The organism is Glutamicibacter sp. FR1, from assembly GCF_047300825.1.
Classification (GTDB): Bacteria; Actinomycetota; Actinomycetes; order Actinomycetales; family Micrococcaceae; genus Glutamicibacter; species Glutamicibacter nicotianae.
In genome coordinates this window covers 2,067,553-2,088,587 of sequence record NZ_CP178602.1, presented here as the reverse complement: position 1 = coordinate 2,088,587, position 21,035 = coordinate 2,067,553, and the positions used below count along the sequence as shown (strand labels likewise).

At 60.9% G+C, this 21,035-nt stretch carries 22 protein-coding genes, 7 tRNA genes, 1 pseudogene and 1 riboswitch; of the genes and pseudogenes, 15 read left to right on the top strand and 15 right to left on the bottom strand.

All coding sequences use genetic code 11. From position 1 onward, the window contains the following. The first annotated feature begins 44 nt into the window (after positions 1-44). Entirely contained in the window at positions 45-1,268 is a 1,224-nt protein-coding gene (locus ACLQ8T_RS10105) for an alpha/beta hydrolase family protein (RefSeq protein ID WP_413454564.1), read from the top strand. Positions 1,269-1,359: 91 nt separating this feature from the next. On the opposite strand, the gene ybaK is transcribed toward ACLQ8T_RS10105, so the two are convergent. Genes ybaK through ACLQ8T_RS10090 form a run of 3 tightly spaced genes read right to left on the bottom strand, consistent with a single transcriptional unit; the run spans position 1,360 to position 3,273 of the window. After that, positions 1,360-1,863: a Cys-tRNA(Pro) deacylase gene (gene ybaK, locus ACLQ8T_RS10100; protein ID WP_204722389.1), complete on the bottom strand. Its 504-nt coding sequence runs from the start codon at positions 1,861-1,863 to the stop codon at positions 1,360-1,362. A 58-nt stretch (positions 1,864-1,921) separates the two neighbouring features. Beyond that, complete coding sequence (locus ACLQ8T_RS10095) at positions 1,922-2,362, bottom strand: SufE family protein (RefSeq protein ID WP_413454563.1); 441 nt, start codon at positions 2,360-2,362, stop codon at positions 1,922-1,924. Further along, positions 2,359-3,273, bottom strand: a complete 915-nt coding sequence (locus tag ACLQ8T_RS10090) for a sulfurtransferase (RefSeq protein WP_413454562.1) — start codon at positions 3,271-3,273, stop codon at positions 2,359-2,361. The genes ACLQ8T_RS10095 and ACLQ8T_RS10090 overlap by 4 nt, the downstream gene beginning before the upstream one ends. Before the next feature lie 214 nt (positions 3,274-3,487). Between ACLQ8T_RS10090 and zapE the strand changes: the two genes are divergently transcribed. Beyond that, a complete protein-coding gene (gene zapE / locus ACLQ8T_RS10085; RefSeq protein ID WP_204722386.1) occupies positions 3,488-4,528 on the top strand; it encodes a cell division protein ZapE in 1,041 nt (346 codons plus the stop codon). A 108-nt stretch (positions 4,529-4,636) separates the two neighbouring features. Here the strand turns inward: zapE and ACLQ8T_RS10080 are convergent. The 9 genes and pseudogenes from ACLQ8T_RS10080 to ACLQ8T_RS10040 form a co-directional block, all read right to left on the bottom strand. Further along, positions 4,637-5,671: pseudogene (locus ACLQ8T_RS10080) on the bottom strand (benzoate/H(+) symporter BenE family transporter); the annotation flags it as partial. A 226-nt stretch (positions 5,672-5,897) separates the two neighbouring features. Further along, positions 5,898-6,107: an antitoxin gene (locus tag ACLQ8T_RS10075; protein ID WP_038991825.1), complete on the bottom strand. Its 210-nt coding sequence runs from the start codon at positions 6,105-6,107 to the stop codon at positions 5,898-5,900. Between the two features lie 242 nt (positions 6,108-6,349). After that, positions 6,350-6,422: transfer RNA gene (locus ACLQ8T_RS10070), tRNA-Gly, on the bottom strand. A gap of 15 nt (positions 6,423-6,437) precedes the next feature. Then, positions 6,438-6,513 (bottom strand) — tRNA-Gly (locus ACLQ8T_RS10065). 45 nt (positions 6,514-6,558) lie between these two features. After that, a tRNA-Val gene (locus tag ACLQ8T_RS10060) sits at positions 6,559-6,630 on the bottom strand. Between the two features lie 54 nt (positions 6,631-6,684). Further along, positions 6,685-6,757, bottom strand: a tRNA-Gly gene (locus ACLQ8T_RS10055). A 45-nt stretch (positions 6,758-6,802) separates the two neighbouring features. Continuing rightward, positions 6,803-6,874, bottom strand: a tRNA-Val gene (locus tag ACLQ8T_RS10050). A 27-nt stretch (positions 6,875-6,901) separates the two neighbouring features. Further along, positions 6,902-6,972, bottom strand: a tRNA-Cys gene (locus ACLQ8T_RS10045). Between the two features lie 54 nt (positions 6,973-7,026). Beyond that, positions 7,027-7,099, bottom strand: a tRNA-Gly gene (locus tag ACLQ8T_RS10040). A 192-nt stretch (positions 7,100-7,291) separates the two neighbouring features. Between ACLQ8T_RS10040 and ACLQ8T_RS10035 the strand changes: the two genes are divergently transcribed. From ACLQ8T_RS10035 to hisF, 13 genes are all read left to right on the top strand, one after another. Next, positions 7,292-8,134 carry a PD-(D/E)XK nuclease family protein gene (locus tag ACLQ8T_RS10035; protein WP_239543342.1) on the top strand — a complete coding sequence of 281 codons (843 nt, stop codon included), beginning with the start codon at positions 7,292-7,294 and terminating at the stop codon, positions 8,132-8,134. A 93-nt stretch (positions 8,135-8,227) separates the two neighbouring features. Further along, positions 8,228-8,791: a peptide deformylase gene (gene def, locus ACLQ8T_RS10030; protein WP_413454561.1), complete on the top strand. Its 564-nt coding sequence runs from the start codon at positions 8,228-8,230 to the stop codon at positions 8,789-8,791. Positions 8,792-8,794: 3 nt separating this feature from the next. Continuing rightward, positions 8,795-9,727, top strand: a complete 933-nt coding sequence (fmt, locus tag ACLQ8T_RS10025; RefSeq protein WP_204722384.1) for a methionyl-tRNA formyltransferase — start codon at positions 8,795-8,797, stop codon at positions 9,725-9,727. Continuing rightward, positions 9,724-11,247, top strand: a complete 1,524-nt coding sequence (locus tag ACLQ8T_RS10020) for an RsmB/NOP family class I SAM-dependent RNA methyltransferase (RefSeq protein WP_204722383.1) — start codon at positions 9,724-9,726, stop codon at positions 11,245-11,247. The genes fmt and ACLQ8T_RS10020 overlap by 4 nt, the downstream gene beginning before the upstream one ends. A 28-nt stretch (positions 11,248-11,275) precedes the next feature. After that, positions 11,276-11,938, top strand: a complete 663-nt coding sequence (gene rpe, locus ACLQ8T_RS10015) for a ribulose-phosphate 3-epimerase (protein ID WP_121866976.1) — start codon at positions 11,276-11,278, stop codon at positions 11,936-11,938. Positions 11,939-11,979: 41 nt separating this feature from the next. Further along, a riboswitch (FMN riboswitch) is annotated at positions 11,980-12,117 on the top strand. 115 nt (positions 12,118-12,232) lie between these two features. Continuing rightward, positions 12,233-12,934, top strand: coding sequence for a nicotinamide riboside transporter PnuC (gene pnuC / locus ACLQ8T_RS10010; protein WP_038991902.1), 702 nt, complete (start codon positions 12,233-12,235; stop codon positions 12,932-12,934). Between the two features lie 14 nt (positions 12,935-12,948). Then, positions 12,949-13,989 (top strand): bifunctional diaminohydroxyphosphoribosylaminopyrimidine deaminase/5-amino-6-(5-phosphoribosylamino)uracil reductase RibD, encoded by a 1,041-nt coding sequence (gene ribD / locus ACLQ8T_RS10005; RefSeq protein ID WP_413454560.1) that lies wholly within the window; start codon positions 12,949-12,951, stop codon positions 13,987-13,989. A gap of 34 nt (positions 13,990-14,023) precedes the next feature. After that, the gene (locus tag ACLQ8T_RS10000) at positions 14,024-14,647 is read left to right on the top strand and encodes a riboflavin synthase (protein WP_413454559.1); all 624 of its coding nucleotides are present in this window, start codon (positions 14,024-14,026) and stop codon (positions 14,645-14,647) included. Continuing rightward, positions 14,647-15,894: a 3,4-dihydroxy-2-butanone-4-phosphate synthase gene (gene ribB / locus ACLQ8T_RS09995; RefSeq protein WP_413454558.1), complete on the top strand. Its 1,248-nt coding sequence runs from the start codon at positions 14,647-14,649 to the stop codon at positions 15,892-15,894. Before ACLQ8T_RS10000 ends, ribB begins: the two co-directional genes overlap by 1 nt. 35 nt (positions 15,895-15,929) lie before the next feature. After that, positions 15,930-16,421: a 6,7-dimethyl-8-ribityllumazine synthase gene (gene ribH, locus ACLQ8T_RS09990; protein ID WP_204722379.1), complete on the top strand. Its 492-nt coding sequence runs from the start codon at positions 15,930-15,932 to the stop codon at positions 16,419-16,421. Between the two features lie 72 nt (positions 16,422-16,493). After that, positions 16,494-16,757, top strand: a complete 264-nt coding sequence (locus ACLQ8T_RS09985; protein WP_038991810.1) for a phosphoribosyl-ATP diphosphatase — start codon at positions 16,494-16,496, stop codon at positions 16,755-16,757. Between the two features lie 143 nt (positions 16,758-16,900). After that, positions 16,901-17,749 carry an ATP phosphoribosyltransferase gene (gene hisG, locus ACLQ8T_RS09980; RefSeq protein WP_038991809.1) on the top strand — a complete coding sequence of 283 codons (849 nt, stop codon included), beginning with the start codon at positions 16,901-16,903 and terminating at the stop codon, positions 17,747-17,749. 21 nt (positions 17,750-17,770) lie between these two features. Next, the gene (hisF, locus tag ACLQ8T_RS09975; RefSeq protein ID WP_121866973.1) at positions 17,771-18,541 is read left to right on the top strand and encodes an imidazole glycerol phosphate synthase subunit HisF; all 771 of its coding nucleotides are present in this window, start codon (positions 17,771-17,773) and stop codon (positions 18,539-18,541) included. 54 nt (positions 18,542-18,595) lie between these two features. On the opposite strand, the gene ACLQ8T_RS09970 is transcribed toward hisF, so the two are convergent. The 3 genes from ACLQ8T_RS09970 to ACLQ8T_RS09960 all read right to left on the bottom strand — a co-directional run bounded on the left by ACLQ8T_RS09970 (position 18,596) and on the right by ACLQ8T_RS09960 (position 21,023). Further along, on the bottom strand, positions 18,596-19,504 hold the full coding sequence (locus ACLQ8T_RS09970; RefSeq protein ID WP_204722378.1) for a PKD domain-containing protein: 909 nt from the start codon (positions 19,502-19,504) through the stop codon (positions 18,596-18,598). Further along, complete coding sequence (locus ACLQ8T_RS09965; protein WP_204722377.1) at positions 19,501-20,145, bottom strand: DUF6318 family protein; 645 nt, start codon at positions 20,143-20,145, stop codon at positions 19,501-19,503. The genes ACLQ8T_RS09970 and ACLQ8T_RS09965 overlap by 4 nt, the downstream gene beginning before the upstream one ends. 242 nt (positions 20,146-20,387) lie before the next feature. Beyond that, complete coding sequence (locus tag ACLQ8T_RS09960) at positions 20,388-21,023, bottom strand: hypothetical protein (protein ID WP_413454557.1); 636 nt, start codon at positions 21,021-21,023, stop codon at positions 20,388-20,390. Between the last annotated feature and the right edge of the window lie 12 nt (positions 21,024-21,035).

Genomic DNA, 21,035 nt, shown 5'->3' with positions numbered 1-21,035 from the left:
GCAGGCTGGATGATTCCCGGGCCAGCTCATGGAAAGATGAAAACATGGCTCGGAACATCGTAGATACCTTGCAACCCCGCAGCGCAGTGCCGGCAACCCTGATTGGGGTTGGACTGGGACTGGGTGCCGGTTCCTTGGTTGCCGCCAGTGTCTCAGCGCTCGCCGGATACTTCGCCCGACGCGTAGTGACCCCGGAAGAACGCCGCACCGGCAACAGCATCATCCGTGAAGTCGTCACCGATGCCGAGGGCAAGCTCTGGCTGCATTTCACCAAGGATTCCGATACCAGCGAACCCGGGCCCTGCAGCTTCCTGACCGAATTCGATTCCTGCGCTCTGCGGCTTTCCGTGCCGGAACCGGTCCCGGGCAAACCCCGGCTGGTGGCGCGCAAGATCGAGAAGGTCTACCATGGCACCCTCCAAGGGGTGTGCCGCGGCAACCTGTCCGGTGCCATCTACGAGCATCCCTCCGACCTGGGCTTCGATGCCGAAGATGTCGTGGTGCCGTTGGAAGGGGGAGACGGGCCGGCCTGGCTGGTGCGCGGCTCCGCCAACGAGGACATCTGGGTAATTGGCGTGCACGGCCGCGGTGCCCGGCGCAATGAGACCATCCGTGCGCTGCCTGCCTTGGGCGAACTCGGGGTCACCACGTTGCTGATGAGCTACCGCAATGACGGCTTGGCTCCCGGCGCGCCAGATGGACGCTATGGCCTGGGTGATACCGAATGGCATGACGTGGAAGCGGGCATCCAATTCGCTCTGGACAACGGAGCGAAGCGGATCATCCTGATGGGCTGGTCCATGGGCGGCGCCATCAGCCTGCAAACCGCCGACCGAAGCAAACTCGCCCGCCATATCGATTCGCTCATTCTGGTTGGCCCGGTCATCAATTGGGTCGATGTGCTATCGCATCAGGCTCGGGCCAACAAGATCCCGCAATCCGTGGGCCTGTTCGGCCAGTGGCTGCTGTCCAACAAGGCGGGACGCTGGGTGACCGGACAAGCGGCGCCAGTCAATTTGCGCCGGCTGAATTGGGTGGAGCGTGCGGATGAATTGAAGCTGCCAACGCTGATCATGCACAGCCGCGATGACGAATTCGTGCCCAACGGCCCGAGCCTGAAGCTGGCGGCGCTGCGACCGGACCTGGTCACGCTCAAGACATTTTCCAACGCCGGGCACACCCGCGAACCGAATGTGGATCCGCAGGGCTTCGCGCAGGCGATTACTGGCTTCCTGGGCAAGCGCATGGCATTGCTGGAAACCCTATAGCCGCAGATAGCAAAGGGCCCTGCCCGCGAGATACGGACGATCAACTGATCGCCGGCTCGCAGGCAGGGCCCTTGGCTTGGCTAGCGCAACATCAGCTGGTGGCGATCGGCGCCCAAATGGCACCGGTCGCCTTCGCGGCATCCTGCGGAGCGATCTCCAGGCTGAAGCCGCGACGACCCCCGGAAATGAAGATCGTCTCGAACTGCTGGGCACTGGAATCAATGACGGTATCGGATTTCTGGCGCTGCCCGAACGGGGAAATCCCGCCTAGGACATAGCCGCTGCGCCGCTGCGCGGCAGCCTTGTCGGCCATCTGGGCTTTCTTCTTGCCCAACGCGATGCCGATCGCCTTCAGATCCAGCTTCGAATCCACGGGAACCACCGCCACGGCCAGGTCCTGGGTGGCGTTGGCTCCGGTGGAGACCATCAGGGTCTTGAAGACCCGGTCGCCGCTGGCGCCCAATTGCTCGGCCGCCTCGGCGCCGTAGCTTTCGGCTGAGTCGCTATGCGTGTAGCTGTGCGCCACATAGCCGATACCTGCTGCATCCAGCGCGGCGGTCGCCGGGGTGGACGCGGCCTGCTTCTTCTTGCCCACGTGCCTGGGGATCCTTCTCTGCTGCTAATTCGTTCTGCGCTGCGCTTGGGATTCGGCCCTAGGCGGCCAGCTGCTCTGAAATCTGGCGCTTGATGCGGCCGAGCATGGCCGTCATGCCGCGCATGCGCAACGGCGACAGCGCACGGGTCAGACCCAGCTGCTGGGGCATGTCATCGGGGACCGCGAGAATCTCCGCTGCTTTGGCGCCATCCAGGCCCGCGGCCAGCACCGAGGCGAAACCGCGGGTGGTGGGAGCTTCCGGTGGAGCGGAGAAGAACAGGCCTACCGGGTTATGGGCGTCGGCCGAGACCTCCACGACGAGGAACAGCGGGGACTGGCACTCGACGACCTGCTCGAAAAGCTCGGGATGGTCGGCCAGGCGTGCCGGCAGCTCGGGCAGCTCGCGTGAATACTCCAGCAGCAGCTCCAAGCGGTCAGCCTCGGGAACCTCGGAGAATTCCTCGACGATTTCGTTCAATGCCTCGGGCAGCTGGCTCATGCGCGGGCTCCACGCTGTGCAGGCACCTCGCCGGCAGCTTCGCCGCGGACGATCGGAACGCCTACCGCGTTGCCCCACTCGGTCCAGGAGCCGTCGTAGTTGCGCACGGTTTCGAAGCCCAGCAGGTGCTTGAGCACGAACCAGGTGTGGCTGGAGCGTTCGCCGATGCGGCAGTAGGCCACGACGTCGTCGCCCGGCTTCAGGCCAGCGCCATCAAGATAGATGGCCTCCAATTCCTCGCGCGAGCGGAAGGTGCCGTCCTCGGCCGCCGCCTTGGCCCAGGGCACCGATGCGGCGGTGGGGATATGCCCGCCGCGCAGGGCGCCCTCTTCCGGGTAATTCGGCATGTGGGTGCGTTCGCCGGTGTATTCCTCAGGCGAACGCACGTCGATCAGCGGGTTGCCCAGGTGGTTCAGGACCTCCGGGAGGAAGGCACGGATTTCCGAGTCGACGCGCTCGATCACCGGGTATTCGGTCGCGGTGACGGCAGGCTTCTCGGTGCTCAGCTCGCGGCCTTCGGCGATCCACTTGTCGCGGCCGCCATCCATCAGGCGCACGTCTTCGTGGCCGAACAGGGTGAATACCCACAGCGCGTAGGCTGCCCACCAGTTCGACTTGTCGCCGTAGATGACCACGGTCGAATCGCGGGCGATGCCCTTGGCGGCCATCAGCTTCGCGAATCCCTCGCCGTCGACGTAGTCGCGGGTGACCTCGTCGTTCAGCTCGGTGTGCCAGTCGATCTTCAGCGCACCTGGCACGTGGCCGGTGGAATACAGCAAGATGTCTTCATCCGATTCCAGTACTACGAGATTCTCGGCTCCGAGGTTGTCAGCCACCCATTGGGTGGAAACCAGGCGCTCAGGGTGAGCGTAGGCTGCATACTTCTCGTTGGACTCGACGGGCAACGGCATTCCTAATCACGATCCTTGCGGTGTCAGTTTTTGCCGCGCTGGACACAGCGGGCAACGGGCATTGCTTCTAGCCTAGTCCCCATCTGTGGCGAACACAGTGTGGGCTACGACATTTTCGGCAATGAATCGCCGCGTTCAAGGTAAACTGGCCGATGGGCAAGCCACGGCTTCCTAACCATTTCCTGAGCAATCAACTGAAGGACTCCCACAGCCAATGGCGACGATCACCCACCTGAGCGAGACCAAGCCGAATCTTTCAATCGAAGAACTGCTGGCCGGTTTCCACCCGTCCTACCGCTTTGGTGAAGTATCCTTCAATACCTATCGCCCGGATCCCAACCAGCCGTCGCAGGCCGAAGCGGTCACCAAGCTGAAGGCCTTCGCCGAATCGGTGGGCAAGAGCAACTCCGGCTCGTTCCTTTCGAAGCTGTTCGGCAAGAAGAAGGAAACCAAGAACGGCATCTACCTCGATGGCGGCTTCGGCGTGGGCAAGACCCACCTGCTCGCTTCGCTGTGGCATGCGGCTCCAGGCCGCAAGGCCTTCGGCACCTTCGTCGAGTACACCAACCTCGTCGGCGCGCTGTCCTTCCGCCAGACCGTTGAAGTGCTCAGCCAGTACTCGCTGGTATGCATCGATGAGTTCGAGCTGGACGATCCCGGCGACACCGTGCTGATGTCCCGCCTGATGCGCGAGCTGTCCGATGCCGGCGTGAAGCTGGCCGCCACCTCCAACACCCTGCCTGGCGCACTGGGCGAGGGGCGCTTTGCGGCAGTGGACTTCCAGCGCGAGATCAAGACCCTGTCCGAGCAGTTCGACGTGCACCGCGTCGAAGGCGAGGACTTCCGCCACCGCGGCCTGCCCGATGCCCCCGAGCCTCTGGAAGATGCGGACATCGAGGCCTTCGCCCAGGACCGCTACCCGGAAAAGACCCTGGCCGTTGACAACTTCGATGATCTGGTGGCCCACCTCTCGAAGGTGCACCCGTCGCGCTACCGCCAGCTGGTGGCCGAAACCGATGTGCTGGTCCTGCACAACGTGGACACCATCACCGACCAGGCCATTGCCCTGCGCTTCGTGGTTCTTGCCGACCGCCTGTATGACAAGGACGTGCCGATCGTGGCCTCGGGCAAGCCGTTCAGCGAGCTGTTCACCCCGGAAATGATGTCCGGAGGCTACCAGAAGAAATACTTCCGTGCCGTGTCCCGCCTGACTGCTTTGGCCCGCGAGGGCCAGGTCGGCGAACCAGCCATCTAGGCTGGAAAACCTGTTTCTGCCACTTCGTCGTCGAGCGTTGCGCTCGACGATGAAGTGCGTTAAAAGCCCTGCCACCAAGGCCCAGAAGGCACCGCCGATCCCGAAAAGCGTGAGATTTCCGGCAGCGACCAGCACCGTGGCCAGGGCACTCAGCCGCCACGCGCTATCAGCCATCGCCCCGAGCAGGGCATTGGCGAGCGTGGCCAGCAAAGCCAAGCCGGCCGCCGCCTGGAACAGCCCCTCGGGCGAGGCACTGGCCACCGAGACGATCAGCGCGCTCAAGGCCCCGAAGACCAGGTAGAACACGCCTGAACTCGCCGCGGCCCGCCAACGCAGCCGGGGATCAGCGCCGGCTTGCTCCCCGGCAGCCAAGGCCGCGGTGATGGCCGCCAGGTTAATTGCATGTCCGCCGAAGAACGCACCGCCTGCAGAGCCCACGCCGGTCACCAGCATGGTGGATCGCCATGGTGCGGTATATCAGAAGGAACTGAGTACAGCCACTCCCGGGATGTTCTGCGACGCCATGGTCACCACGAACAGCGGAACGCTGATGCTGGCAATCGCTTGCCAAGAGAATTCGGGGCTGACCCACTGCAGCTGCGGCAGCACCTCGATCGCATCCCACGCCGCGGTGCGGCTAATGTGCCAGAGGCCGAAACCCACTGCGGCCAACATGCTCAGGGCAACGGCAAATTTTGGAAGAATCCGAAGCCCGATGAAGAACACCAGCAGAATTCCCAGCGCGGGCAACGGGATGCTGGCCACTGCATTAAAAGGCTTAAGGCACAGCGGGATCAAGACACCCGCGAGCATGCCTTGGGCAATCGGCACCGGAATCCGGGTGAGCAGCCGGTGCAATGACGGCACCAACCCGGCCGACATGATCAGTATTCCTCCGACGATGAATGCCCCCACCGCCTGGTTGAACCCGAACTCCCCAGGCGCCAGCGCGGCGAGCATGGCTGCTCCGGGAGTGGATCAGGCGATGCTGATCGGCAGGCGATGGCGCAGGGACAGCCCAATGGTGCTCAATCCTACGGTGAGGGATAGGACGAGCAAGGCCGACGCAGCCTGTTCGCGCGAGGCGCCGACCGGGAACAATCCGGCCAGGACGACTGCGAAGGATGCAACGAACCCCACCATCGTGGTGATCAATCCTGCAAGGACGGATTGGGAAACGGCATCTCCGGGCGCGGGAGTTTGACGAATCATACGCTTTTTCTACAGGGTGGCACCGGCCGGTCGTAAACCAGAGTGTATTAATTCCACGATGTGACACTAGAGCGAAGGTTAATGCAAAGAAGGTACCGACCTCAGTCGGTACCTTCCATGGATGCTCGGGCAAGCCGAGGGGAGTACTGCGAGGGGATTAGCCCTCGTTGTTCTCGCCTTCGCCTCCACCAAGGCCGTTCAGGTAGTCGTTAGCGCCGTCCTGGACGCCATCTACCTGCTCTGCGAACTTGCCGCCGGTCTTATCATCGATAAAATCGCCAGCCTGCTCGATACCTTGGGATACCTGCTCTGGGTTCTCTTTAGCGAATTCCTCTGCCTTGCCACGCAGATCATCAAATCCTGCCATGCTGCACCTCCATTCGTCTGTGGGAACCCCTTTAGCTCCACAACTATTAACCACCTTAGATGCTCATGTCATCGCTTGGAAGCATAAAATGAAAATTTTCCAAACTATCTAGATATCTTGCTGGTGTCTGTCAAACAGTCCACAGGTTTATTGTTCAAGAGCCGGGCTGCTGGTGGAGGCCGGAAAGAGGATGGTTAAAGCAAAGATGGGAACCACGAAGAGTGATTCCCATCTTTATCATGAGCGGTCAACGAGGTTCGAACTCGCGACCTCAACCTTGGCAAGGTTGCGCTCTACCAGCTGAGCTATGACCGCATGTATTCAATTATTTGGAGCGGTCAACGAGGTTCGAACTCGCGACCTCAACCTTGGCAAGGTTGCGCTCTACCAGCTGAGCTATGACCGCATATATTCAATTATTAGATCCATGGTCTGGTGAACCATGAGTCCGTGCGCGATACTGGGATCGAACCAGTGACCTCTTCCGTGTCAGGGAAGCGCGCTACCGCTGCGCCAATCGCGCCGAAGATCCACAAGGAATCTCGACAGAATCCAAATTCAGAATTTGGATTCACAGAGCGGTCAACGAGGTTCGAACTCGCGACCTCAACCTTGGCAAGGTTGCGCTCTACCAGCTGAGCTATGACCGCATATATTCAATTATTAGATCCATGGTCAGGTGAACCATGAGTCCGTGCGCGATACTGGGATCGAACCAGTGACCTCTTCCGTGTCAGGGAAGCGCGCTACCGCTGCGCCAATCGCGCTAAAAAGATCAAGCAATCTTCATTGCGAGGTGGGGACGGGATTCGAACCCGCGTATACGGCTTTGCAGGCCGCTGCCTCGCCTCTCGGCCACCCCACCATACTGACCGAAGTCAGAATGACTAGTTTTACCTAGTCGGTGAATCTTTTTGCGAGCGGACAACGAGGTTCGAACTCGCGACCTCAACCTTGGCAAGGTTGCGCTCTACCAGCTGAGCTATGTCCGCAAAATTTGTTGTTTACTGAACGTTTCCGTTCGCTCCAACGAGTAAAAACTCTATACGAGTTTTCGAATCCCCACAAATCGAAACGATGAGATCTGGTTCACACGCCCGAAAATCCGCGGAACTACGCGGAAAATTCATTTTTCCGGTACGACTAGGAGCGAAGCATGCCGAACGCGTGCCATGATCGTGTGCATGACGTCACCAAAACTGGCTATTCAAACAGATCTCGGCCGCATGTACTGCCGACAGGTCGGCGGCGAAGCGATTGTCCCATCCATCACCACAGTCATCTCCATGGACAAGCTGGACCTTTCCGGTTGGGCCGGGTACATGGCGGCCAAGGCACTCTCGGACGATCACCGCCTGGTGCACGCAGTGGGGGACCCTCGCCAATTGCGTGCCCTGGTGCGAGATGCAGCCAGTGCTGCCGAGGCCTATCGGGACTCCGCGGCGGCCCGTGGCGATCGGGTGCATAACTACGCTGAGCAGCGAGCACTGCGGGCGCTGGATCTGGAACATGATTTGGAAGCAGCCCAAGCCGCGCTCGAAGCGAACAACGAGTTGGGGTTCGCGCGCCACTTTGACCAATGGTGGGATGACTACAATGTCCAACCCATTGCCGCAGAGGTGACGGTATGGAATCACAGCGTCGGCTACGCGGGCACCATTGACCTGGTCGCAAAGATCGGCGGCCGAACCTGCCTCGTGGACTACAAGACCAAAAACACCGATCGGGACGGCTTCGTCAAGCGCCCCGATGACAAGGTCATCATGCAGCTGGCGGCCGCTTGCAAGGCGGAGGAGCAAGTGGTGGATGCCGAGCGGGGCGCATGGAAAGAGTGGGGATACGGAACCGGCACGATGCTGCTCGCGGTGGCCCTGGGCGAGACCGGCTCGCGGACTTTCATGGCACCGCCGCCGGCGTTGCCCGACTACTGGTCAAAGTTCTATGCCTTGCGGAGGAACTGGGAAGCTGCATTCAAGATTGCCCAGTCGCGTGCCTCACTGGTCGAAATCACGCCGCCAGCTCAGTAAAGCCCTCCCTTCACCGCGTAGACTGGAACGGTTAGCTTTCGGCATTGCGAAACCTAATACCAATATCCACGGCAGGGAAGGTACCAGCGGATTATGGCGATTTTGGGAATTCGGATCATCGGAGACCCCGTTCTACGCACCCCAGCGCAGGAGGTGACCGACTTTGGCCCGGAGCTCCAGAAGCTCGTCGAAGACATGGACCAGACGATGGAAAACGTCACAGGTGCAGGACTCGCCGCACCTCAGGTTGGCGTGTCCCTGCGCGTCTTCACCTACCAAATTGGCGAAGAACGCGGACATATCGTGAATCCGGTGCTGGAGCTCAGCGACGATTACCAGGACGACCAGATAGAAGGCTGCCTGTCCATCCCGGGCATTGCAGCGCCGGTGCGCCGGCGGCGCCACGTCAAGGCGACTGGCTTCGACAAGTTCGGCAATCCGATGGAAATCGAAGGTTCCGACATGCTAGCCCGCTGCTTCCAGCACGAAACAGACCACCTGGACGGCATCCTGTTCCTGGATCGCCTGGAACCAGGAGAAAAGAAAGCGGCGTGGCGCACCTTGCGGGCCAACAACTACTCGCAGACCGCCAGCGCCACAGTGAAAAAACGTTCAGGGGCCCTCGGCTCCAGCTTTGGCGCAGGATTGGGGTTCTAGCTCATGCGTATTTTGTTCGCCGGCACGCCCCAGGTCGCTGTCACTTCCCTGGACTACCTGCACGAAGCCGGCTTTGAAATTGCCGCAGTGCTCACCCGTCCTGATGCTCCGTTGGGTCGCAAACGCGTATTGACTCCCTCGCCGGTAGCTGCCCGAGCCGAGGAACTTGGCCTGCCGATCATCAAGGCCGCCAAGATCACCGAAGAAACTACGGCTGAACTTGCGGCGTTGGACCTTGAAGCCGCGGCCATCGTCGCCTACGGGGGACTAGTGCCAGAAGCGGCCTTGGCCGTCCCAACCCATGGTTGGATCAACCTGCACTTCTCGCTGTTGCCGGACTGGCGGGGCGCAGCTCCGGTGCAGCATTCCATTATCAACGGCGACGACATCACCGGCGCAGTCACCTTCCAGCTGGAAACCGGCCTTGATACCGGACCAGTCTTCGGGCAAGTCACCGAGAGCATCGGTGAGCTGGACACCGCAGGCATCATGCTCGAACGGCTCAGCCGCTCCGGGTCGACGCTGCTGGTGCAGACCCTGCAGGCATTGGCTTCAGGCCAGGCGATCGCCGTTCCGCAGTCCGGATCGCACACCTACGCACCGAAGATTACCGACGTGGATGCGGAACTGGATTTCACCCGGACCGCCACTGAAATCCGCCGGCGCGCCCACGGAACCACTCCTGCCCCTGGTGCCTGGGTCAAGGTCGAGGACAAGCGTTTCAAGTTCGGCCCGCTGCGTGAGCACCGTGAGATCACCGACCTTGCACCGGGCGAAGTGCGCATCGAACCGGGCAAGCAACCACAGGTGTACATTGGCACCGCCACCTGGGCCCTGCAACCCACCGAAATCCAGCCTCCGGGCAAGAAAATGATGAACGCCAGCGACTGGGCACGAGGAGTGCTCACCCAGGGAACGGAAGTGAGCTTCGCATGAGCGGGCAGGAACCTCGCGGTGGACACCGCGATAACGTACGCCGCAACGAGCAGGGACGTACCCGCAACCGCGGCCAGTCCGGCCCGCGCAAGTATTCAGCCGCCGCACCCGGGCAGCGCAAGCGCGCGGCCGATCCGGCGCGCCTGGTAGCTTTCAAGACCCTGCGCGAAGTATCCAGTGCGGATGCCTACGCCAACCTGGTGCTGCCGAAGATGATCCGCGAATACCAGCTCGACCGCCGCGACGCGGGCTTCGCCACCGAACTGGCCTACGGGGCCCTGCGTGGCCAGGGCTTCTACGACGCGATCCTGGCCACCTTGGTCGACCGCCCGCTGGCCGAGCTGGATCCGGCGATCCTCGATGCGCTGCGTCTGGGCGCCCACCAGCTGCTGGCCATGCGCGTGCCCAAGCACGCAGCGTTGGATGAAACCGTGTCGCTGGCCCGTGCGCAAATTGGTGCCGGCCCATCTGGCCTGATCAACGCGGTGCTGCGCCGCGTGTCCGTCCAGGAAGCCGCTGCATGGACCGAACAGCTGGGCAACGCCGCCGCATCGGATTCCGAGCGCCTGGCCATTGAGCACTCGCACCCGGACTGGATTGTCCGCGCCCTGCGTGGCGCACTGATTGCCCATGGCCGCGACGCGAGTGAACTTGAAGCCCTGCTGGACGCGGACAACCTGGCCCCGGTGGTGAACCTCGTAGCCTTGCCCGGCCTGGGCGATCTGTCCGGAGCGCTGGAATCCGGCGCAGAGCCAGGCACCCTGCTCGCGGATTCTGCCACCTACAAGCATGGCGACGTCTCGCGTGTGCCTGGTGTCAAGGAAGGCACCGTGCGCGTCCAGGACGCCGGCAGCCAGGTCATGGCCCGCGCCCTGGCTGCTATCGAATTGCCCGAAGCAGGCGAAGACCGCTACTGGCTGGATATGTGCGCAGGTCCAGGCGGCAAGGCGGCACTGCTCGCGGCGATCGCCGTGCAGCGCGACGCCCGCCTGACCGCCAATGAGCCGACCCCGCACCGTGCCCGGCTGGTCGAGAACTCCTTGGATGCTGTGCCGCATGACTACTGGATGGTCACCGGCGAAGACGGACGCATCTTTGGCGACGAGGATTATGCGGGGGACTACGACCGCATCATGGTCGACGCGCCATGCTCCGGCCTGGGTGCACTGCGCCGCCGCCCGGAATCACGCTGGCGCAAGGCGCCGCGGGAGATACCCGAGCTGACCAAATTGCAAGGCGAGCTGCTCGACGCGGCCTTCAACGCCGTGCGGGTCGGAGGAGTCATCGGTTTCGTCACCTGTTCGCCGCATCAGGCGGAAACCCGCCTCGTGGTGGAAGACTTCCTGAAGCGCCACGAAAATGCTGCTCTGCTGGATACCAGCGCTGCCGTTTCCGCGGTGATGCATCAGGACGCCCCACCGGCAGGACACGCGCTGGCCGAGGGCAGCACCGTGCAATTGTGGCCCCATGTGCACGGCACCGATGCCATGTTCATGGCAATCCTGACCAAAAAAGCCTAGCCAAGCCCGAGTATTCCAAGGAGCATCCATGCCTAACGCGCGGATCAACCCGTCGATCCTGTCCGCAGATTTCGCGAACCTTGCCAGCGAGCTGGAACGCATCCACACCGCCGACGCGGTTCACGTGGATGTAATGGACAACCATTTCGTGCCCAACCTGACCCTCGGATTGCCGGTGGTTGATGCGCTGCACAAGGTCAGCAAGCTGCCCATTGACGTGCACCTGATGATCGAGAACGCGGATCGCTGGGCGCCGGAATACGCGCAGCTCGGCGTGGACTCGGTAACTTTCCATGCCGAGGCCTCGGCAGCCCCGATCCGCTTGGCCCGCGAACTGAGGTCGGCCGGCGCCAAAGCCTCCATGGCCCTGCGCCCGGCAACGCCGATCGAACCCTATCTGGATATGCTCGGCGAGCTGGACATGGTTCTGCTGATGACCGTGGAACCAGGTTTCGGCGGACAGAAGTTCCTGGATCTGGTCCTTCCGAAGATCAAGCGCGCCCGCGCAGCCATTGACGGCAGCGGCAAGCCCATTGCCCTGCAGGTCGACGGCGGCATTTCGCGCGACACGATCTTGCGTGCCGCCGAAGCCGGAGCGGATGTCTTCGTTGCCGGTTCCGCGGTGTACTCGGCAGAAGAGCCATCGGTGGAAATCGACGTATTACGCAATCTTGCGCTGGGTGGTCACTAAGACCCCGCGAAGTGTGCCAGAATGTTTTCAGTAAACACGAATACGTGCTCCGGGGTCGGTGAAAGTCCGAACCGGCGGTCATAGTCCGCGACCCGCAACCAAAGCCACAAGCTGAGGGAACGGTTGAACTGGTGGAATTCCAGTACCGACAGTTAAAGTCTGGATGGGAGAAGCACGAATTTGATATGCCTTTTGGTACTGACGGTAGCCCGCACAGGGGCTATCTTCTAAAGCAGAGCCACAGGCCCATCAAATGCACACCCCCGGAGCCGCCGCTTCGAGAAGGGTGGAATGATGGATTTCCTGCGGTGGCTCATTGAAGCTTTCAACTCACAAATTGCGATCGGCTCGTCGGCACTGCTGGTGCGCGAAGTCGTAGGCAATATCTTCGGCCTGGCCAGCGCCGTGGGCGGCATGCGCCGCAAAGTCTGGGCCTGGCCCATTGGCATAGTCGGCAACCTCCTGCTGCTGACAGTCTTCCTGGGCAGCATTTTCGATACCGGCTACACAGCCAATCTCTGGGGCCAAGCAGGCCGCCAAATCATGTTCATTGCCGTGTCAGTCTTCGGCTGGTACCGCTGGAAGCAGGCTAAGGACGGCACCGGCAGCGCGGTGACCCCGCAATGGGCGTCTGGCAAGACCCGACTGGGCCTGATTGCCGTGCTGATCCTCGGCACCGTCGCACTGACCCCTATCTTCCGCATGCTCGGATCCTATGAGCCGGTCTGGGCGGATGCCTGGACCTTCGTAGGCTCGTTGCTCGCGACCTACGGCATGGCCAAGGGCTGGGTGGAATTCTGGCTGATCTGGGTTGCCGTGGACGCAGTGGGCGTGCCCCTGCTGTTCTCCGCCGGATACTACGCCAGCGCCTTCATGTACCTGTTCTACGGCGCATTCACCCTGGTCGGCTTCTTCGTCTGGGCCAATTCCAAGCGCGGTGCCAAACCCCAGATCGAAACCGAAATGCTCGATCCGACTATTTCGCGCAAACGCTGAAAGGGGATAGCACCATGATCACGACCCAGCAGCTCGACGCGGCATTGCGCACTGCGCTGGAAACCGCCGGTCGCGGCCACCGCGGAGCCAACCCGCTGGTTGGCGCCTGCGTTTTGGATGCAGAAGGAAATATCATTGCCACCGGTTTCCATATCGGTGCCGGGCACCCGCACGCCGAGATCGACGCACTGCGCCGACTGGGCAAGATGCCTGCGGCCAAGGCCCGCGAGCTGACGATGGTAGTAACCCTCGAACCATGCAACCACACCGGCCGAACCGGTCCCTGCGCCCAGGGCATCGTGGAAGCCGGCATTGGCCACGTGTACTACGCTGTCCCCGACAACACCGCCGCCAGCGGAGGCGCCGACTACCTGCGCAGCCACGGAACCCAAGCCACCCAGCTGGCTGATTCCTCCGCCGCGAAGCAGCTGAACCACCGCTGGTTCATCGCCAAGGAGGAGGGCCGGCCGTTCATCACTGTCAAGATCGCGCAGTCGCTCGACGGTCGGATCAACGCACCGGACGGCACGAGCCAGTGGATCACGTCCACGGCGTCGCGCAATCACGCGCACGCCCTGCGCTCGCGAGTCGATGGCATCCTGGTCGGCACCAGCACCGCGATCATCGACAACCCGCGGTTGACCGCCCGAACCCCCGATGGCCAGTTGCATGAGCGCCAGCCCTTCCGGCTGGTCATGGGCGAGCGGGATCTGCCGGCTGATCTGGCGCTCACCCAGGGTGATGACTGGGCGCAGGTCCGCAGCCACGACGTGCACGAGGTTATCGCCCGGGCCAATGAGCTAGGCCTGGCCCATCTGCTTGTTGAAGGCGGCGCCACAGTCGCCTCGGCCTTCATCGCGGCCGATCTGGCCGACGAGATCTACTGCTACCAGGCGCCGCTGCTGATCGGCGCAGGCAGCTCATCGGTCAACATGCCGAACACGACCACCCTTGCCGATGCGCGGCGCTTCCGGCTGGATTCGGCCAGCAACGAGTCTTTGACCAGGCTGAGCGACGACATTGCCCTGCATCTGGAACCGCTGCCCCGCGACTGATCGCCGGCAATCCCAAAATTTTCAAGGAGTAAACATGTTCACCGGAATTGTCACCGGCCAAGGCATCATCGAAGGCATCGAGACCTTCACCGGCAAGGACCTGGCAGTATTGACACTGCGCGCCCCGGGCCACACCGACAACCTGGGCCTGGGCGGCTCACTGGCCGTCAACGGGGTCTGCCTGACCGCCACCGAGATGGAAGGGGAAAAGCTCAGCGTCGACGTCATGGGCGAAACCCTGCGCCGCACCACGATCGGCGCCTTGAAGACCGGCGACAAGGTCAACCTGGAACGCTGCACCCCGGCCGGCGGCAGGCTCGACGGACACGTGGTGCAGGGCCATGTGGATACCGTCGGCACGGTGCTGGCCCGCGAGGACCACGGCCAGTGGACCACCTTCCGCATCGGCATCGACGACGCGTACGCGCCGCTGACCGCTGAAAAGGGCTCCATTGCGCTGGACGGCATCTCGCTGACCATCACCGCGGTCTCCCCGGCGGCCGATGCAGGCAACCACTGGGTCGAGGTCGGCATCATCCCGATCACCCTTGCCGAAACCACCATGGGCACCCGACAAGTCGGCGACAAGATCAATATCGAGGTCGACGTGCTCGCCAAGTACGTGGCACGCCTGAACGAATTCGGAGGCCAGCAGTAATGGCTACGTCAACGCTTGATTCCATCCCAACCGCGCTGGCGGCCCTTGCCGCGGGTCGTGCAGTTGTCGTTGTCGACGACGAGGACCGCGAGAACGAAGGCGACATCATCTTCGCCGCCCAGCACGCCACGGCCGAGCTGATGGCCTTCACCATCCGCTACACTTCGGGCGTGATCTGCGTGCCGCTCAGCGCCCAACGTGCCGACGCGCTGCGCCTGGCACCCATGGTCGGCATCAACCAGGACGCCAAGGGAACCGCTTTCACCGTCACCTGCGATGCCGCCGAAGGCATCACCACAGGCATTTCAGCTGCCGATCGTGCATTGACCAGCCGCCTGCTGGCCGACCCGGCTACCCAGCCGGCCCAGCTCTCCCGCCCGGGCCACATCTTCCCGCTGCGCGCCGCCGCTGGGGGAGTGCTTGAACGCCGGGGCCACACCGAAGCGGCAGTTGACCTGTGCCAGGCCGCCGGGCTGGAACCGGTGGGCGTGATCGGCGAGATCACCAAGGACGACGGCGAAATGATGCGCCTTGATGACCTGCGGGTCTTCGCCGCTGAACACGGCCTGCCGTTGATCTCCATCGACGACCTGGCCCGCTGGCGCCGGGTCAACGACGAGATCGAGCTGACCGACCCGATCAAGCTGCCTACTGCGTTCGGGGAATTCACCGCCAGAGCAGCCACCGCAGAGAACCACGAGCACATCGTGCTCAGCCATGAAGGTCCCAACGGCGGCGAGCCGGGCAACCTGGTGCGCATCCATTCGGAGTGCCTCACCGGGGACATCTTCGGCTCCTACCGTTGCGACTGCGGCGAACAGTTGCATGCCTCGTTGGAAGCCATCGCCCGCGAAGGCGGCCACGTCATCTACATCCGCGGGCATGAAGGCCGTGGCATCGGGCTGGCCAACAAGCTGCGCGCCTACGCGTTGCAGGAAGGGGGCATGGACACCCTGGACGCCAACCTGCATTTGGGCTTCCCGGCCGACGCACGCGAGTACTTCGCCGTCGCCGCGATCCTCAAGGCCATGGGCCTGGACGAGATCCGCTTGCTGAGCAACAACCCTGACAAGCAGCAACAACTGAACGGCGCGGGAATCAAGGTGGCCGAGCTGGTCGGCCTGCAGATCGCGCCGCGCGAGCAGAACTCCGCCTACCTGCGCACCAAGCAGACCCGCTTCGGCCACCATCTGGACCTGCCCGATACCGACGATGGCCAGCAGCCCGACGCCTACCACGGCGCCTGAAAACGACGAATCCAGAAGAACCAAGGAGCATCAAGATGAGCAAGCATGGCGCACCAACGGATGTCAGCGAACAGCTGAAGACCCTGGCCAGTGACGAGAAGTTCTCCCAGCTGAAGGTGGCCATCGTGGCAGCCAGCTGGCATGAGGTGATCATGAACGGACTGATCGACGGAGCCCAGCGTGCCGCCAAGGACGCCGGTCTGGAATCCAGCACCACCCTGATTCGGGTACCGGGCACTTTCGAGTTGCCGGTCGCGGCTTCCACCCTCGCAGGGGACTACGACGCGGTCATCGCGCTGGGTGTGGTCATCCGCGGCGGAACCCCGCACTTCGACTACGTCTGCATGGCAGCCACCAATGGCTTAACCAATGTGAGTGTGGACACCAAAACTCCTATTGGTTTCGGCGTGCTCACCTGCGATAACGAAGAGCAGGCCCTGGACCGCGCTGGCTTGGAGAACTCCAGCGAGGACAAGGGCTACGAAGCATACTCGGCTGCCGTGATGACGGTCGCCGCACTGCCGTAGCAGCGGGGCGGCCCTGTCACAAAGGGCCACCAGAATACGGCACCGGAAAAGAAAACAGCTAGGATTGGTTCTGTGAAAACTTTTGACGAGCTCTTCAGCGAACTATCGCTCAAGGCACAATCCCGCCCGGAAGGCTCACGTACCGTCACCGAACTCGACTCTGGTGTCCACGGCATCGGCAAGAAGATTGTCGAGGAAGCCGCCGAAGTTTGGATGGCTGCGGAGTACGAAACCGATGAGGCCGCGGCGGAGGAAATCTCCCAATTGCTGTACCACCTGCAGGTTCTCATGATCGCCAAGGGAATGACCTTGGCCGACGTTTACAAGCATCTATAGCCGTCGCGCGACTGCGGCCTGATCCATTGCCGATCAGGCCCGCAGTCAACGCACGGCGGCAGAAACAACGGCCAACGAATTAATCCTTGGCGCTTGTTTATGGCTAATCGCCGCAGCGCCATTCATGACGAAACGAGTCAAAAATGCTCCGCGTAGCCCTACCCAACAAGGGTGCCTTGTCCGAAATCGCTTCCACCATGTTCAAGGAAGCCGGCTACCTCCAGCGCCGCGATTCCCGCGAACTGGTCCTGGTCGACGAGGACAACCAAGTTGAATTCTTCTATCTGCGTCCCCGCGACATTGCCGTCTATGTCGGCCGAGGAATCCTGGACGTAGGCATCACCGGCCGCGACCTGTACCTCGATGCAGACGTCGACGACGCTGTCGAAGAGCAGCTTTCGCTGGGCATCGGAAAGTCGACCTTCCGCTTCGCTGCCCCGGTTGGCGCGTTCAACGATGCCCAGCAGCTCAACGGCAAGCGCATTGCCACCAGCTACGACGTGCTGCTGCGCCACTACCTCGAGAAGTCCGGCATCGAAGCTTCGATCGTTCGCCTTGATGGCGCCATCGAGTCCTCTGTCCGCCTGGGCGTAGCAGATGCCATTGCCGACGTCGTAGAAACCGGCAACACCATCAAGGCCGCCGGCATGGAGATCTTCGGCGATCCGCTGCTGAACTCCGAAGCGGTCATGATCGGCCGGGTCGGGCACAAGCCATCCGGCCTGGATGTGCTGATCCGCCGCCTCAATGGCGTGCTCGTCGCACGCCAGTACGTCATGCTCGACTATGACGTACGCCGCGAGCTGGCTGACAAGGCCTGTGCACTGACCCCAGGCCTGGAATCGCCAACCGTGTCGGACCTTGCCAACTCCGAGTGGGTCGCAGTGCGCGCCATGGTCAAGAAATCGCAGACCAACAACATCATGGACGAGCTGTACGACGTTGGCGCGCGCGCCATCCTGGTCAGCCAGATCCACGCCTGCCGCATCTAACGAGACAAGGAAAATCCGCTGATGAGCGTTGCAATTCGTGTTATTCCTTGCCTTGATGTCGATGCCGGACGCGTCGTCAAGGGTGTCAACTTCGCGGGCCTTCGCGATGCTGGCGATCCAGTCGAGCTTGCCCGCCGCTACAACGACGCAGGCGCCGACGAGCTGACCTTCCTCGATGTCACCGCATCCAGTTCGGACCGTGAAACCACCTACGAAGTGGTCCGTCACACCGCAGAAGAAGTCTTCATCCCGCTGACCGTGGGCGGTGGCGTCCGCACTGCTGAAGACGTCGATCGGCTGCTACGCAATGGTGCCGACAAAGCCTCGATCAATACCGCGGCGGTGAACCGTCCCGAGGTCATCAACGAGATCACCCAGCGCTTCGGCTCCCAGGTGCTCGTGCTGTCCCTGGACGCGCGCCGCACCGATGATCCGTCGATCGCATCGGGCTACGAGGTCACTACCCATGGCGGTCGTACGGGCACCGGCATGTGCGCCGTAGCCTGGGCGAAGGAAGCTGCCGAACGAGGCGTGGGGGAGATCTTGCTGAACTCGATCGATGCTGACGGCACCAAGGATGGTTTCGATCTGGAAATGATCCGTGCGGTTCGCGCCGAGGTCTCGGTTCCGCTGATCGCTTCTGGCGGCGCGGGAAAGCCTGAGGACTTCCCTCCAGCGATTGAAGCCGGTGCTGACGCTGTCTTGGCAGCCTCGATTTTCCACTTCGGTCCAAAGGACATGATCGCCAAGGTTAAGCAAGCCATCCGCGAAGCTGGTTACCCAGTTCGCTAGGATCCAAGCATGAAGCCCAGCACCACATGGCGCTGGGCCTCATGCTGTACTTGGCTAATCGTTGGCAATGAGCTCCTTTTCAGTGCGCCAAACGTCGATTTCAATCGGTGTGCTTGCGACGGCGGCTTGACCGGGTATGGCCTGCCATGGGCCTCCATCGACGCTGAATTCTCCCCGGTAGAGAGTCGTTACTCCTACCTTGAACGTGCCAGTCTCGCTATAAGAATGACTCGTTGGGGTTTCATCTCTCAAAGTATGGTTCGGTGCAGGTTCGCCGGGAAAACTTAGATTTCGAGTGGTCCCGTCACCATAGTTCCAATTCCATTGAATCGGAATCGCCTTGATCTTTATGTTGGATCCCGACAAGTTCGAGTTAAATACTTGAGTCTCACGAGATGCCCAGAAATGAGAATGACCATTTCTTAGAGAGAAAGTGATTGGAGAGCTTTCTACCTTCGACCCCTTAATTGGGAATGATCGGAAAGCTTCGAGAGTGACTCGCGGTTCTTCTATAAAAGACCCATCTGGTAGGTCTTCAGGAATTGGATCTTCAGGGCATAGCGAGAATTGCCTAACGAGTTCGCCGTCAAGTGAAATTATCTGCCGTGTGATTGGACGCGAACCATCAGGGCAGGCGGGCCGATCGGGGTTTGAGTTGCATCCGGTTGTGTCACGATTCCCGGTGTGGCACTCGTAGAAATCCCTAATTTTAAAACGTGGTTTCGGTTTGCTGACGACTTCGTCCCTTTTAGGTGACGTTGGTGGGGTGTTCCACTCCTTAAAATCATCCGATTTTGGGGACTGGCATTCCGAATAGTTGTGCTCGGCATTTGTCTCAGTGAGCTCTGTTTGATCAAGTTGTTGGCATGTGCGCGTAAATACTGTCTCTGGCTGCAAGCTGAGGCCAGGCGAAGCGAGAAATGCATAGATTAGTATTTCGCATGCCAAGGTTCGAATAATCATTTGGAGGACTTTTCAATGTCAATTATGTAGACTTTCCAGCCGGAATCGTATGCCATTCCTAACCCAGCTACTTTCGAAGGGCGCTTATCTTTGCTCGATTCAAGCTCGTTGGGCTTGATATAGAAATCTGCTGATTCAACTTCAAAACGGACAGTAACGATGGCCTTGTCACTGGACGATTTATAGCTGTCAACGACTTCGTAAATGTGTTCCCCGCCAACCTGCCATTTGCCACTAATCTGAGCACGGCCCGCGGGGTCAATGAGTGATTTACCGCAGATTTCACATTCACGAGTCGTGGATTTTTTCAACGGCTCAGCATCATTGGTTTGTATGACGTAATTAATTAGTTCGAAGTAGTACTCCGCGAAGGCAGCGGCACCCTCTTCAGAATTCTTTTTGGCTGCAGCTGGCAGATTGGGGACAGGGACATTTTTAGCTGGGCCATTCGCCGATGCCGGTTCATATTTATCAGTTTCACTCGCCGAGGGGGAAACTGACTTAGGCGATGTCGCCGAGGGAGCTGCTTCGACAGTCGACGCTGAGCTGGTTGGTTCCTCAGCGTTCCCTGTGCTGCAGCCTGACAGTGCGAGTGCAACTGCAGCAACCGACGCGATAACTGCAACTTTCCGAGATTCCATCCGAACTCTCCATGATCATCGGGAATGGGAGGTTGTGCGCAATCCTATGCCGGTGTTTCAAGAAAGTGGAGAGTTTTCGATGAATCTGTGGAAAACTTGCCACAGCCTATTTCAGATTCTCTGTGAACTTCCGCCACTATTGATACTGCTCATACGTGCAGAGAGCAACCTCCTGGCCATCGGCTGCCGGCATGGCTTCAGCGCAGAACTGAGCAGTGTGACTGGTTTGAATGTATCCAAGCTCAAGTGTCGCGCGGCGTCGCTGAAGGTGGATCATCAAGCGAGACATCAGAGACCTTCCACCCGGTGTCGGTATACTCAAGTCCTATGGTGATCTCACCCAGATTCTTTTCTTCGAACGAATTGACTTCCTGATCTGGACGCAGCAGGTAGCCTTCGGACAAGGTGAGTTCTCCCATCAGGTAGGCCTTGTCGCTGTCGACCCGGACAATGTAGTTCACGTGCAGGAAATGGTAGCCCCCGATCTGGATGTCTTCTGGCCCCGTTCTCAAGTCATCTTGCTCTTGGAACCTCTTCCAGCATCGCTCTGCTTCGCATGTGCCGGTAACAATTGGCACGAAGTCGGCGGGGGTGCGATAAATGATTTCTTCATCGAGCAATTGGAAGAAGCGCCTTGCGGCTTCTCGCGCCCCATAATCCGTTTTTTCATGCAAGATGCTTGCCGAATCTGAAGGGCCCGGTTCGCTGGGTGGCGTCGTCTCCACTGTATTGGGATTAGCCGGCGATGCAGCCGAAGATGCGGGTTCGTCCGGTGCAATGGACATGAACAACGCCGATATCAAGGCGATCAGGACGAAAGCGGGGACTGCGGCAATGGCTGCACTAGAGCCGTGGCGAATAACCTTGTGCGCGTTCATGTTCAAGCTCCG